We start from the raw sequence: 12,795 nt of genomic DNA, 5'->3' as shown, positions 1-12,795 counted from the left end.
GAAACCCGGCGCGAACTCCGCGCCTAAGGCAGCACAGGCAAGGCGACATGGCAGTGAAATCCAGCCCGAAATCTGGCCCCAGAGGCGAGGCGAGCAAACCCGTTCCTCCCTATTTCAACATTGATCCGAACCGCTCCATGGAGCAGCTGGGCGCGCCCACGCGCACCTCGGATTTCGAACGCATCGCCGAGGCCTGCGCCACCGGGCGGCGCGATCTGGTCGGCCGCGGCCTTGAAGAGGGCGGCGCGCGGCGGCTGCGGCTGTTCTCGACATGGGAGATCACCCAATACCTGATCCCGGTCGCCACCGCGCATTTCCGCCGGGTGCTCAAGGCCAACCCCGACCTGCCGCAGGGCAGCAGTGAAACCGCCAACGGCACCCGCTGGTTCAGCCTTGATGAGGTGCTCAAGCTGCGCGCCTTTTTCGGCACCGAAGGCGCGCGCAACAAGCAATACCTGCCCTACCGGCCCAAGGGCCTGCCTGCCAAGATCGTCGCCGTGGCCAATTTCAAGGGCGGCGTCGGCAAGACCTCGACCGCCGCGCATCTGGCGATGAGCGCGGCGCTGGATGGCTACAATGTGCTGGTGGTCGATCTGGATTCCCAAGGCTCGATGACTTCGATCTTCAACGGCAAGGTCGAAGACGAATGGCAGACGGTGTTCCCGCTGATGGCCCGCCATTACGCGCAATACCTGCGCGAGGAAAACCAGCGCCGGATGGACCGGGGGGAGGCACCCGTGCCGCTGGACGATACGTTGACCGATGCGCTTGAGGTCAAGGCCGCCGATCTGGTGCAAAAGACCCACTGGCCCAATATCGATCTGATCGGCGCCCAGCTGAACCTCTACTGGGCGGAATTTCAGGTGCCGGTGTGGCGCATGCAGGGGCGCGGCTGGAAGCTGTGGGATGCGCTGACCGATGTCTTCGCCGCCGACGGGCTGCTGGATGAATACGACGTGATCTTCGTCGATACCCCGCCGGCGCTTGGGTACCTGACCATCAACGGGCTGGCCGCCGCCGACATCCTGCTGGTGCCTCTGGGGGCGTCGTTTCTGGAATTCGACAGCACGGGGCGGTTTTTCGACATGCTGCATTCCACCTTCGGCTCGATCGAGAGCGCCGAGAACATGGCCGCCCGGGCGCTGGGGCGCGATGGCATCTCGTTCCAGTGGGATGCGGTGCGCGCCGTGGTCACCCGCTATGACGACAGCCAGCAGGCGGAACTGGCGGCGCTGATGCAGGCCTATCTGGGCCAGACCCTGTCGCCGCACCGCCAGCACTTCACCGCCCTGATCGGGCAGGCGGGCGAGCAGGTGCAGGGCATCTACGAGGCCGATTACCGCGATTTCAACCGCGAGACCTATGTGCGCGGGCGCGAGGCCTTCGATGCCACCTATGCCGCCTTCAAGGCGCTGCTGCTGGGCAGCTGGCGCCGCGACGAGCTGGCCGCCGAAACCTCTGCCGCCTGAGGAGCCCTGCCATGAGCAAACGCAAGCGGCTGTCGCCGCCCTCCTTCCTGTCTGCCCCCGAAACCCTGGTGCCCGGGCCCGCCGAAGCCTTGCCCGGTCTTGCCCCGCGTCGGCGCGCCGCGCCGATCGCGGATGTCGCTGCCGACAGTTCTGCCGTGGCGGCGCTGGACGAGCTGAGCCGCACCATGAGCGATGCCCGCGAGGGTGGGCGCATGGTGCTGGAACTGCCGCTCGAGGCGGTGGATCTCGACCATCTCGTGCGCGACCGCCTGCCGATCGAGGACGAGGACATGGCGGCCCTGCGCGAGAGCCTGCGCGCCCGTGGCCAGCAGATGCCGATCGAGGTCACCCGGCTGGAAAGCGGGCGCTATGGGCTGATCAGCGGCTGGCGGCGCTGCCACGCGCTGCGCCAGCTGGCGTCCGAGACAGGCGAGGCGCGGTTTGGCACGGTGCTGGCGCTTCTGCGCCGCCCGGATCTGACCACGGATGCCTATCTTGCCATGGTCGAGGAAAACGAGATCCGCGCCGCGCTCAGCCATTACGAGCGGGCGCGCATCGTGGTGAAGGCGGTTGAGCAAGGGGTGTTCGCCTCCGATCGCGAGGGGCTGCAAGGGCTGTTCGGCGCTGCCAGCCGCGCCAAGCGCTCGAAGATCGGCAGCTTCATCACCATCGTGCGGGCGCTGGATGGCGATCTGGCCTTTCCACGCGCTCTGGGAGAACGGCTGGGGCTGGCGCTGGCAAAGACGCTCGACGAGCGTCCGGCGCTGGCGCAGGAGCTTGGCGCGCTGCTGGCGGGCAGCCGGAATCCCGAAGAGGAACAGGACCGCCTGCGCGCGGCGATCGAGCCCCGGCCCACGCCAGCCCCGGCCAAGGAACCCGCCCCGGCACCGCAGGTCGACACTCCCTGCCCCGGCATCAAGGTCTCGCGCGGTGCGTCGGGGGCGATCACCCTCAGCGGGGCTGCGGTGGACGATGCGCTGCACGCCCGGCTGCTGGAATGGCTTGCGGCGGGGCGCTGATGTTTCGCGCGCGAAACGCGTGATCTTTCGGGGCGCGACCGGGCAGTGTTTCGCGCGCGAAACATTTTCCAGACCGCCCTGCTGCCCCCGGTGTTTCGCGCGCGAAACACTGCCCGCTCTGGCCAGCCCCCCTGCCCTGCGCTAGAGCGGGTGCCACCCAAGTCCGAGGCCGACGTGATCCCATCTTCAAGAACCCTCGCCGCCGTGGTGGTGACCTTCAATCGGCTCGATAAGCTGAAGGACACGTTTGCCGCGCTGCTGGCGGTCGGCCCGCACCAGCTGCATCACCTGCTGGTGGTCGACAATGCCAGCACCGATGACACCGCAGACTGGCTTGCCACGCAGGGCGATCCGCGGCTCGAGGTGCTGCGACTGACCACCAACACCGGTGGTGCGGGCGGGTTCGAAGCGGGGATGCGGCGGGTGGTGCGCGATCACAACCCGGACTGGATCGTTGTCATGGACGATGATGGCCGCCCTGCACCCGGCGCGCTTGCCAGCTTTCACGAAAGCACCCCCGAGGATTGGGAGGCGGTGGTCTCGGCGGTCACCTACCCCGATGGGCGCATCTGCCCGTTCAACCGCCCCGGCATGAACCCCTTTGCCGGGGGCGGCCCGCTGCATCTGGGCCCGCAGGCCTATGACGGCCCGACGCGCGCCGTCGAGATCGCCTCGTTTGTCGGGCTGTTCATCTCGCGCCGGGCCATTCAGACGGTGGGCTACCCGGATGGCAGCCTGTTCGTTTATGGGGATGACGGCATGTACACGCTGCGCATCACGCAGGCGGGGCTGCGCATGGGGTTCCTGCCCCATATCCGCTTCGAGCACGATTGCGGCACTTTCGCGGGGCTCGAAGGCCGCCTGCAACCGGCCTGGAAGATCTATTACTACCATCGCAATCTGATGCTGTTCTATCGTCAGGCGGCGGGGGCGCGGTTCTGGTTTCTACTGCCGCCGCTGCTGGCGAAATGGGCGCTCAAGGTCCGGCTCTATCCCGGCCAGCGCCGACTGTTTGCGCGGCTGGTGGCGCGGGCGGTGCGCCATGCGCTGGTGCGGCGCACCGGCACCGATCACGCCGCGCTTCTGGCCGAAACCGAAAGGGCGACAGAGCGGGCCGGCGATATGAAAAAGGGGCGCTGAGCGCCCCCTTCCCTGTCCTGTCCCGAAACCGGGCTGTCAGGCATTCAGGATGTCGCGGTGGAAGCGGCCCAGCAGCAGCACCCCCAGCGCCGTCAGCCCGAGCCCGATGCCGACGACATAGGCATGGCTGACGTATTGCGGCTCGTAGGTCGGGTAAAAGCCGCTGCGGAAAATCCCGCTGATGTGCATGAGAGGGTTCCACCAGAGGATGTCCTGCGCCGCCGAGGGCAGGCTCTCGTAGGTGAAGAAAATCCCGGACGCCAGAAACAGTGGCCGGGTGACGATCGACCAGACCTGATTCCAGACCGGATAGAGGCCGGAGATCACGCAATTGACCAATCCCACGCCGAGCGCAAACAGAACAAGTTCCGCCATGGCGGTCAGGATGGGGGCGAATTGCAAGGTGCTGCGGGTCTCACTCAGCAGCATGATGCTGGTGAACAGCAGGAACCCGACCATGAGTTCGGCGACGGTGTTGAGCAGCAGACGGGCAAACAGCGCGTCCACCCAAGTCACCGTCGGGTAGAGCAGCAGCGGGCGAGAGAACTGAATGAGACTCGCTGTCGAGCTTGACAGGGTCAGATAGGCGGTAAAGGGCAGGTAGCCGGTGGCATAGAACAGCGGGAAGCTGTTGCCGAGTGGCGGGGCCACGGCCACCATAGAGAAGACCACTGTCAGCACCACGATGGCGCCCAGCGGTTCGGCGATTGCCCAGACATAGCCCCCCGGAGAGGCGCCGTAGCGGGTCGACATTTCGCGCAGCATCAGCGCAATGATGGTGCGCAGGGTGGCAAAGCGCCGCCGCTTGGCGTTGACAGGTCTCAGGGCTTCTGGAACAAGGTGCTCCGCCGACATGGCTCGATTTCCTTTCATCTCGGCTCGGGCGCCAGTTATGTCGAAACGCGGCACGAGATCAAACGGCTTGTTCAAAGGACGGCGGCTTGCCTGACCAGAAAGACCCCAACGAGCGCACAGGCGGGCAGGCATCTGCCGCCGATACCGGTCGCGCACCCCAGCAACAGACCGGCCCGGCACGGCCCGGTGGCGCAGGCGCAGGCGCAAGACCCGGACCCGGGCCTCGCGCTGGCCAAGGCAATCAGGGGGGGCAGGCCGGCCTGAACAGGCAGGCTGGCAATGGCGGCCAGAGCGGCCCCAAGGGTGGCCGTGGCCCGGCCCAGGGCAAGCCTGCGGCCGTGGTCGAAGTTGCGCCCATCGCCGCCCCGGCCCGCATGAAACGCCGCCACTGGGGGCTGATCCTCAGCTTCGTGCTCATGGTGCTGCTGCCGTTTGCGGTGACGGTGGTCTACCTCACCGAGGTGGCGGCCGACCAGTATTCCTCGACCACCGGCTTTACCGTCCGGCAGGAGGACAGCAGCAGCGCCACCGATCTGCTCGGCGGTCTGGCCAGCATCACCGGCTCGTCGACCTCGTCAGAGGCCGACATCCTGTATGAATTCATCCAGAGTCAGGAAATCGTCGAACGCATCGACGCCGAGCTCGACCTGCGCAGCTATTACGCGCAGCACTGGTCCACGGACCCGGTGTTCTCGTTGTGGCCGGATGCCACCATCGAAGACCTGCTGTGGTTCTGGCCGCGCGTGGTGCGCATCAGCTACGATCAGGGCACCGGGCTGATCGACCTAGAGGTGCTGGCCTTCGATGCGCCGATGGCGCAGAAGATTTCGCAGCTGATCGTGCGCGAGAGCCAGGAGATGATCAACCAGCTCAACGAGGCGGCGCGCGAGGATGCGATGCGCTATGCCCGCTCGGATCTCGAGGATTCGCTGGCCCGGCTCAAGACCGCGCGCGAGGCGCTGACCCAGTTCCGCACCCGCACCCAGATTGTTGATCCCGCGACCGATCTTCAGGGCCGCATGGGGGTTTTGAACAACCTTCAGCAGCAGCTGGCCGAGGCGCTGGTGCAATATGATCTGGTGCGCGGCGACGCCCGCGACGGCGATCCGCGTCTGGTGCAGGAACGCCGCCGCATCGAGGTGATCCGCGCCCGCATCGCCGAAGAGCGGCAGAATTTCGCCTCAGCCGACGGCAGCGCCGAAACCGGTGGGCTGTCGGAAAGCTATCCCAGTCTGATCGGCGAGTTCGAAAGCCTGACGGTCGACCAGTCCTTTGCCGAGGAAACCTATCGCGCCGCGCTGACCGCGCTGGATGTGGCCCGGGCCAATGCCTCGCGCCAGAGCCTGTATCTGGCTGCCTATGTGCGCCCGACGCTGGCGCAAAGTTCTGAATACCCACAGCGCGGCATGATTTCGCTGCTGATGGGGCTGTTCGCCTTCCTGGCATGGGGCACGCTGGCGCTGATCTATTACAGCATCCGCGACCGGCGCTGAGGCGCGCATGATCCGGTTCGAGAATCTGACCAAGAGCTTTCGGGTCAACGGGCAGCGGCAGGTGGTCATCGACAACTTGACCGCCGAGCTGCCCTCGGGCAAGTCGCTGGCGCTGCTCGGGCGCAACGGGGCGGGCAAGTCGACGCTGCTGCAACTGATCGCGGGCACCTTGCAGCCCGACAGCGGGAGCATTCTCAGCGACGGCACGATCTCATGGCCGGTGGGCTTTGGTGCCTCGTTCCACCGCGAGCTGACGGGCGCGCAGAACGTGCGCTTCGTGGCGCGCATCTATGGGGTGGATACGGACTCGCTGCTGGCCTTTGTTGAAAATTTCGCCGAGCTGGGGGCGCATTACCACATGCCGGTGCGCAGCTATTCGGCGGGGATGCGCGGGCGGCTGGTGTTCGGCACCTCGATGGGCATCCATTTCGACACCTACCTTGTGGACGAGGTCACCGCTGTGGGCGACCAGCAGTTCCGGCGCAAGAGCAAGGCGGTGTTCCTTGAGCGCATGAAGACCTCCAGCGCCATCATGGTCAGCCACGAGATGGCGCAGGTCAAGGCGTTCTGCAACGCCGGTCTGGTGCTGGACCGCGGTCAGGTGACCTATTTTGACGATCTTGACGAAGCCATCGATATGCACGAACGGCTTCTCGCGTGATTGGTTCGAGTTTTCGCTTTTTTCCATGACGCGGCCCGAATTGCCGCCCGCTAGCCGCCCTTGTCTGTCGCGATGACTAGGGGGGCCGCTGCTGCGCAAGATGTTTCGCAGCAAGCGCGGGGGCGCGGGCAGCCACGGGGATACCCCGGGCACGGACGGGATATGAGAGATGAGGACCACGGGCAGCAGTGGCACGGCTTTGGCCGAGAGTCTGGATGAGCTGATCGAAGGGACGCCCGGCAACGACACGCTGGACAGCGGCGCGGGCAACGACACGGTACGGGCGGGCGAGGGCAACGACCGGGTGTCGCTGGGCTCGGGCGATGACGTCTACTCCGACAGTTCGGGCGCGGGCAACGACAGCGCCTGGGGCGGGGCCGGCAATGACACGCTGAATGGCGGTAACGGCAACGACCTGCTGTACGGCGAGGATGGTGACGATGACTTCTGGGGCGGCTGGGGCAATGACACGCTTTGGGGCGGGGCGGGCCATGATCTGCTGCGCGGCAGTCTCGGCGCCGACCGGCTGTATGGCGAGGATGGCAACGACACGGTCTGGGGCGGCAACGGCACCGACCTGACCTGGCTGGGGGCGGGCAATGACCTGTACGGCGACAGCACCCAGGGCGGCAACTGGGGGCGCGACACGGTCTGGGGCGGGGCGGGCAATGACACCATCCGCACCGGCGGCGGCAATGATGTGCTGCATGGCGAAGCGGGCCGCGACCGGCTTGAAGGTGGGGCGGGCAACGACCGGCTGACTGGCGGGGCGGACAACGACGTGCTTCTGGGCGGCGACGGGGCCGATACGCTGGACGGCGGCATCGGCAATGACACGCTGCGCGGCGGGCGCGGCACCGACAGCGCCACACTGGGTGATGGCGACGATCTTTACACCGACACCGGGCAGGGCGGGGCATATGGCGCCGACAGCGTCTGGGGCGGGGGCGGCAATGACACGATCAACACCGGCGGCGGCGACGATTACGTGCGCGGCGAGGCTGGCAACGACCGGCTGGTCGGGGCCTATGGCAACGATACCCTGCGCGGCGGCGACGGCGCCGACAGCCTGTATGGCGGCGTGGGCAGCGACCGGCTGGTGGGGCAGAACGGCAATGATCTGCTGCTGGGCGAGGGCGGCGACGACCGCCTGCTGGGCGGGGCGGGCAACGACACGCTGAACGGAGGGGCGGGCGATGATCTGCTGATCGGCGACGGTGACAGCGATGCCTTTGTCTTTGCGCCGGGCGGCGGGTCGGACCGGATCGACGATTTCGAACTGGGCATCGACAAGCTGCACCTTGACGATGGGCTCTGGTCCGGCTCGCTGAGCGCCGCCGAGGTCATCGACCGTTTCGCCACCGTGGTCAGCGATGGCGTGGTGCTGGATTTCGGCGCCGACCAGATCCGCCTTGATGGCATCGCCAACCCGGAGGATCTGGCGCCCGATATCATCCTGTACTGACAGGGCAGGGGGGGGCGGGCGCCCCGATCAGACCAGCGTGATGTCATCGGCGATGGCGGCGATGTCGGTGATGCCCGCAAGCGTCACCGAATAGCCCGGCTCGAAGCTGAACACGAGCGCACCGCCCGTCACCTCGGCAAAGCTGTCGAGCATTTCGGCCACCGTCAGCCCGCCGTTCCAGATCTGTTCGGTAAAGGTCAGATCGTCGATGCCCGGCTGGTAGTCGGTCACCAGATCATCGCCCTCGACCGAGGCGATGACAAAGCTGTCGGCCCCGGCGCCGCCGGTGGCGGTGTCATCGCCGCCGCCCATCAGGATGGTGTCATTGCCATTGCCGCCCCAGATGCGGTCGTCGCCATAGGCCACCTGGTCGTCATCCTCGTAATAATCATTGCCATTTCCCAACCAGGCCTGATCGGCGCCGTTGCTGCCGACCACGGTGTCATCGCCGTCGCCGCCATAGAGCAGGTCGTTCTGCCGCCCGCCGTTCAGCAGGTCGTCCCCGATCCCGCCCGAGATCACATCGGCCCCGTCGCCGCCATAAAATCGGTCAGCCCCACCGCCGCCGTTGAGGGTATCCGCGCCGCTGCCGCCATATACCGTGTCCGAGGCAAAGTCGCCGGTCTGGGCGTTGTCGTTGAACAGATCGTCGCCGGCGTGGAGCCAGGCACGGTCGCGCCCATTGCCGCCCCAGACCGTGTCATTGCCCGCGCCGCCATGCAGCGCGTCGTCTTCGTTGCCGCCCTGCAGCAGGTCGTTGCCGCCATCGCCCCACAGCGTGTCGGCGCCGCTGCCGCCGCTGAGCGTGTCGTTGCCCGCGCCGCCATGGGCCGCGTCTCCGCCCCAGAAGCCGGTTTGCGAGGTGTCGGTGTAAAGATCGGCGCCATCTGCAAGCCAGACGACATCGCGCCCGTTGCCGCCAAAGACCCGGTCGTTGCCATCCGCGCCCCACAGCGTGTCGGCCCCAGAGCCGCCATTCAGCGTGTCGTTGCCCGCGCCGCCGCCCAGCCTGTCGGCCCCGTTCAGTCCCGACAAAACGTCATTGCCCGCACCGGCAAGGATCAGGTTGCCTGCGGCATTGCCGGTCAGCGTGTCATCCCCCGCGCCGGTATAAAGATCCTCGATCACCGTGCCGAGCGCCACGCCGATATTGCCGGTGCCGCCCGCCACGTCGGAAAACCGCCCGGCGCGCAAATCGATGCGCATCGGGTTCACCCCGAAGCCAAGGTCGATCAGGTCATGCCCGCCCACGTCATAGAGGGTGAAGGCCATCGGGCTGCCAAGATACAGATCCGCATCGGTGCTGTTGGTCACGATCAGCGCGAAATAGTCATCCAGATAGGTGCCAAGGCTCGATCCGCGCCCCCAGACGGTATCGCCGGCGCTGGCGCTGTCGGCGCCGGGCGTGCCGTAGATCTGCTGGATCGCCAGAATGTCGACCATCATCGGGCTCAGCAGTTCGGCATAGCTGGCATCGGTGGCGGTGTTGTCGGTCTGATCGAAGTAGGACATGATCGAGATCTGCCAGCTGTCGTTGGCAAAGGTCGCATCATCCGGATAGACCGCGTTGCCATCGTACTCGCCCAGATGCCCCAGCCCCAGCGCATGGCCAAGCTCGTGCATGTAGGTGGAAAAGGCGTAGCTGTCGAGCCTGGTGCCGTAGCGGTCGACCCAGCTGCCCGCGACATTCATATAGGCGCTGCTGATTGCTCCGCGGCTGTAGGTGCTGCCCGAATAGGCCCCTTGGTAGCGATCTGAAAACGTGATCTGCGCGTCGCGCGAAGTTTCGACGAAATCGATGTCGGCCACCGCCTCCCATGCCTGCATCGCCCAGCGGGCCAGCTGCTGCCCGTCGGCGGACAGATCGGCAATGTTCACCGTGATCCGGTTGCTGGAGGAGGTGTCGAAGGAATGCGGCGTCCAGTACCCCGACACAAGGTAATCCGCGAGCTCCTGAAAGGTTCCTGTGCTGGGCATGATCTGGCCTTCTGTCCCTTGGTCTGTCCCGGCGCTGCGCCCGGGTCTGTCGATGGTGGCTCCGAAGGACAGCCGCGGCGGGGGGCGTGGCCGATCCGCACCGGGCTGGTCCATGGCGCATGGGCCTGTCCACCGGCGTGGCGGGACAGTAGTGCGTCAAAATCGGCATTAGAATGGCAAGATGCTACCATGACGTGAATTTTCCGAAGGCGGGCATATCCTGCCTCGGTTGCCACGCGGGGGGATCTGTGGAAAAAGGCCGCGCACGCGTACTCAGGAGGCGATGGTCGTGAAACTGCTTTTCGTTGGCGCCGGCATGTCCGGCGCAGTCGCAGGCCGACACTTGGCCGAAGCGGGCCATGAGGTCCACATCATCGACCGCCGCGATCATGTGGCGGGCAATTGCCACACCGAGCGCGACGCGGACACCGGCGTCATGGTGCATATCTACGGCCCGCATATCTTTCACACCGATGACGAGGGTGTGTGGAACTACGTGAACCGGTTCGCGAATTTCATGCCCTACAAGAACCGGGTCAAGACCACGAGTCAGGGGGCGGTCTATTCGCTGCCCGTCAACCTGCACACGATCAACCAGTTCTACGGCAAGACCATGCGCCCGGCCGAGGCGCGCGCTTTCCTCGAAGAGCAGGCCGACACCTCGATCACCGATCCGCAAACCTTTGAAGATCAGGCGCTGCGCTTTGTCGGCCCCGACCTCTATGCCGCCTTCTTCAAGGGCTACACCGAAAAGCAATGGGGCTGCTCGCCGACGGATCTGCCCGCGTCGATCCTCAAGCGCCTGCCGGTGCGGTTCAACTACGACGACAATTACTTCTTCCACCGCTTTCAGGGCATGCCCGAAGACGGCTACACCGCGCTGGTGCAGCGGATGCTGGACCACCCCGGCATCACCGTCACGCTGGGCACCGACTATGCGCCGGACATGGCCAAGGAATATGACCATGTGTTCTATGCCGGGCCGCTCGACGGCTATTTCGATTACAAGCTGGGCCGCCTTGGCTATCGCACGCTGGATTTCGAGAAATTCACCGACACCGGCGATTATCAGGGCTGCGCGGTGATGAACTACGGCGATCGCGACGTGCCCTACACCCGCATCACCGAGCACAAGCATTTCTCGCCGTGGGAAAGCCACGAGGGCACCGTCTGCTACCGCGAATTCTCGCGCGAGGCGCAGCCCGAGGACATCCCCTATTACCCGATCCGCATGGTGGATGAGAAGGCGCTGCTGGCCGATTACGTCAAGCTGGCCGAGGACACCGGCGGGGTGACCTTCGTGGGCCGCCTTGGCACCTATCGCTATCTCGACATGGATGTGACCATCCGCGAGGCGATGGACGTGGCCGAGGCGTTTCTGGTCGCATCGGCCGAAGGGCGGCCCATGCCGGCCTTCGCGGTCTCGCCGCTGTAAACGCCATGTCCGGGGAGCTTCTTCTCGGACCCGAGGGCAGCGATCCGCTGGTGTCGGTCATCGTTCCGGTGTTCAACGCCGCCGCCGTGCTGGAGCGCGCGGCGGCGTCTGTCCTTGCGCAGGACATGCCCGATTGGGAATTGCTGCTCATCGACGACGGCTCGGTAGATGCCAGCGCAGAGGTGATCGAGCGCCTCGCCGCGCGCGATCCGCGTATTCGCGGGCTGACGCAGGGGCGCAATTCCGGGGCGGCGGCGGCGCGCAACGCCGGGCTGGGCGCGGCGCGCGGCCGTTACATCGCCTTTCTGGATGCCGACGATGCCTGGCTGCCACAGAAGCTGCGGCTGCAACTGGCGTATATGCAAGGGCAGGGCGCGGCGCTGAGCTATACCGGCTTCTGGCGGATGACCGGGGCAGGGCAGTTCCGGGTGCGGGTGCCCACCCGGGTGGACCGGGCCGAGCTGCTGCGCCACAACGTCATTGGCTGCCTGACGGCGATCTACGACCGCTCGGCTCTGGGCTCGGTGCCGATGCCCGATTTTACTCGCAGCCATGATTACGCGCTGTGGCTCGACATCCTGTCGCGCTGCGATTTCGCCGCCGGGCTCGACGAGCCGCTGGCGCTGTATTTCCGCTCCAAGGGCTCGCTGACCTCAAGCCGGCTGAAATCGCTCGCCGGCACCTGGGAGGTCTACCGCGTGCATCAGAAACTGTCGCGCAGGGCCTCGGCGGGGAACTTGGCAGGGCATGTCTTCGGGCGCTACCGCAAGCGGCCGTGATCCTCTTTGGGCGTCAGGCGTACCCTAGCGATTCAGCAGGGCGGCGAGGTAGCGGCCGTAATCGTTCTTGCGGAACATCTCGGCACGTTCCGCCAACTCGTCCCGGCTGATCCAGCCCTTGTCATAGGCGATTTCCTCGGGACAGCCGGTTTGCAGCCCTTGGCGTTCTTCAAGCGTGCGCACGAAATTGCCCGCGTCCAGCTGGGACCCGTGCGTGCCGGTGGCCAGCCACGCATAGCCGCGCCCCATGCGCTGCACGTCCAGCTTGCCCTCATGGAGGTACATTTCCAGAAGAGTGGTGATTTCCAGCTCCCCGCGTGGGGACGGCGCGACCTGTTTCGCCCGGTGAGTAGCCGACCCATCCAGAAAATACAGCCCCGTCACCGCGTAGTTCGACGGCGGCTCCTGCGGTTTTTCAATGATCGCCGCGCCTTGGCGCGGGGCCCGCGGTCGGAGTTCATGGTCGACCGGGCGCGCGGCTACTGAGCAGCGCGGGGGAGGG

Annotated in this window: 11 protein-coding genes; 8 read left to right on the top strand and 3 right to left on the bottom strand. The window is 66.1% G+C overall.

What is annotated here, in order from left to right; translation table 11 throughout:
- Positions 1-47 precede the first annotated feature (47 nt).
- The 3 genes from Q4543_RS15135 (at position 48) to Q4543_RS15125 (ending at position 3,628) form a co-directional block, all read left to right on the top strand.
- Entirely contained in the window at positions 48-1,469 is a 1,422-nt protein-coding gene (locus Q4543_RS15135; protein ID WP_303439431.1) for an AAA family ATPase, read from the top strand.
- Positions 1,470-1,480: 11 nt separating this feature from the next.
- A complete protein-coding gene (locus Q4543_RS15130; RefSeq protein ID WP_303439429.1) occupies positions 1,481-2,488 on the top strand; it encodes a ParB N-terminal domain-containing protein in 1,008 nt (335 codons plus the stop codon).
- A gap of 174 nt (positions 2,489-2,662) precedes the next feature.
- Complete coding sequence (locus Q4543_RS15125) at positions 2,663-3,628, top strand: glycosyltransferase family 2 protein (RefSeq protein WP_303439427.1); 966 nt, start codon at positions 2,663-2,665, stop codon at positions 3,626-3,628.
- Positions 3,629-3,664: 36 nt separating this feature from the next.
- Here Q4543_RS15125 and Q4543_RS15120 read toward each other — a convergent pair whose 3' ends face one another.
- Entirely contained in the window at positions 3,665-4,483 is an 819-nt protein-coding gene (locus tag Q4543_RS15120) for an ABC transporter permease (RefSeq protein WP_303439425.1), read from the bottom strand.
- Positions 4,484-4,821: 338 nt separating this feature from the next.
- On the opposite strand from Q4543_RS15120, the gene Q4543_RS15115 reads away from it, so the two are divergent.
- The 3 genes from Q4543_RS15115 to Q4543_RS15105 all read left to right on the top strand — a co-directional run bounded on the left by Q4543_RS15115 (position 4,822) and on the right by Q4543_RS15105 (position 8,102).
- A complete protein-coding gene (locus tag Q4543_RS15115; RefSeq protein ID WP_303439424.1) occupies positions 4,822-5,976 on the top strand; it encodes a sugar transporter in 1,155 nt (384 codons plus the stop codon).
- Between the two features lie 7 nt (positions 5,977-5,983).
- Entirely contained in the window at positions 5,984-6,637 is a 654-nt protein-coding gene (locus Q4543_RS15110) for an ABC transporter ATP-binding protein (protein ID WP_303439422.1), read from the top strand.
- Between the two features lie 169 nt (positions 6,638-6,806).
- Positions 6,807-8,102, top strand: coding sequence for a calcium-binding protein (locus Q4543_RS15105; RefSeq protein ID WP_303439420.1), 1,296 nt, complete (start codon positions 6,807-6,809; stop codon positions 8,100-8,102).
- A 27-nt stretch (positions 8,103-8,129) separates the two neighbouring features.
- Here the strand turns inward: Q4543_RS15105 and Q4543_RS15100 are convergent, their stop codons facing one another.
- Positions 8,130-10,079, bottom strand: coding sequence for a M10 family metallopeptidase (locus tag Q4543_RS15100; RefSeq protein WP_303439418.1), 1,950 nt, complete (start codon positions 10,077-10,079; stop codon positions 8,130-8,132).
- Positions 10,080-10,368: 289 nt separating this feature from the next.
- On the opposite strand from Q4543_RS15100, the gene glf reads away from it, so the two are divergent.
- Together glf and Q4543_RS15090 are read left to right on the top strand one after the other, a co-directional pair.
- On the top strand, positions 10,369-11,514 hold the full coding sequence (gene glf, locus Q4543_RS15095) for a UDP-galactopyranose mutase (RefSeq protein WP_303439417.1): 1,146 nt from the start codon (positions 10,369-10,371) through the stop codon (positions 11,512-11,514).
- Between the two features lie 5 nt (positions 11,515-11,519).
- The gene (locus tag Q4543_RS15090; RefSeq protein WP_303439416.1) at positions 11,520-12,293 is read left to right on the top strand and encodes a glycosyltransferase family 2 protein; all 774 of its coding nucleotides are present in this window, start codon (positions 11,520-11,522) and stop codon (positions 12,291-12,293) included.
- A gap of 24 nt (positions 12,294-12,317) precedes the next feature.
- Here the strand turns inward: Q4543_RS15090 and Q4543_RS15085 are convergent.
- The coding region (locus Q4543_RS15085; RefSeq protein ID WP_303439415.1) for a sugar phosphate nucleotidyltransferase at positions 12,318-12,795 on the bottom strand (478 nt) is incomplete at its 5' end.

The sequence above is a fragment of the Salipiger sp. 1_MG-2023 genome, assembly GCF_030547555.1.
Classification (GTDB): domain Bacteria; phylum Pseudomonadota; class Alphaproteobacteria; order Rhodobacterales; family Rhodobacteraceae; genus Salipiger.
The sequence above is the reverse complement of the archived record's forward strand: the minus strand, read 5'-3'. Positions and strand labels throughout refer to the sequence as shown.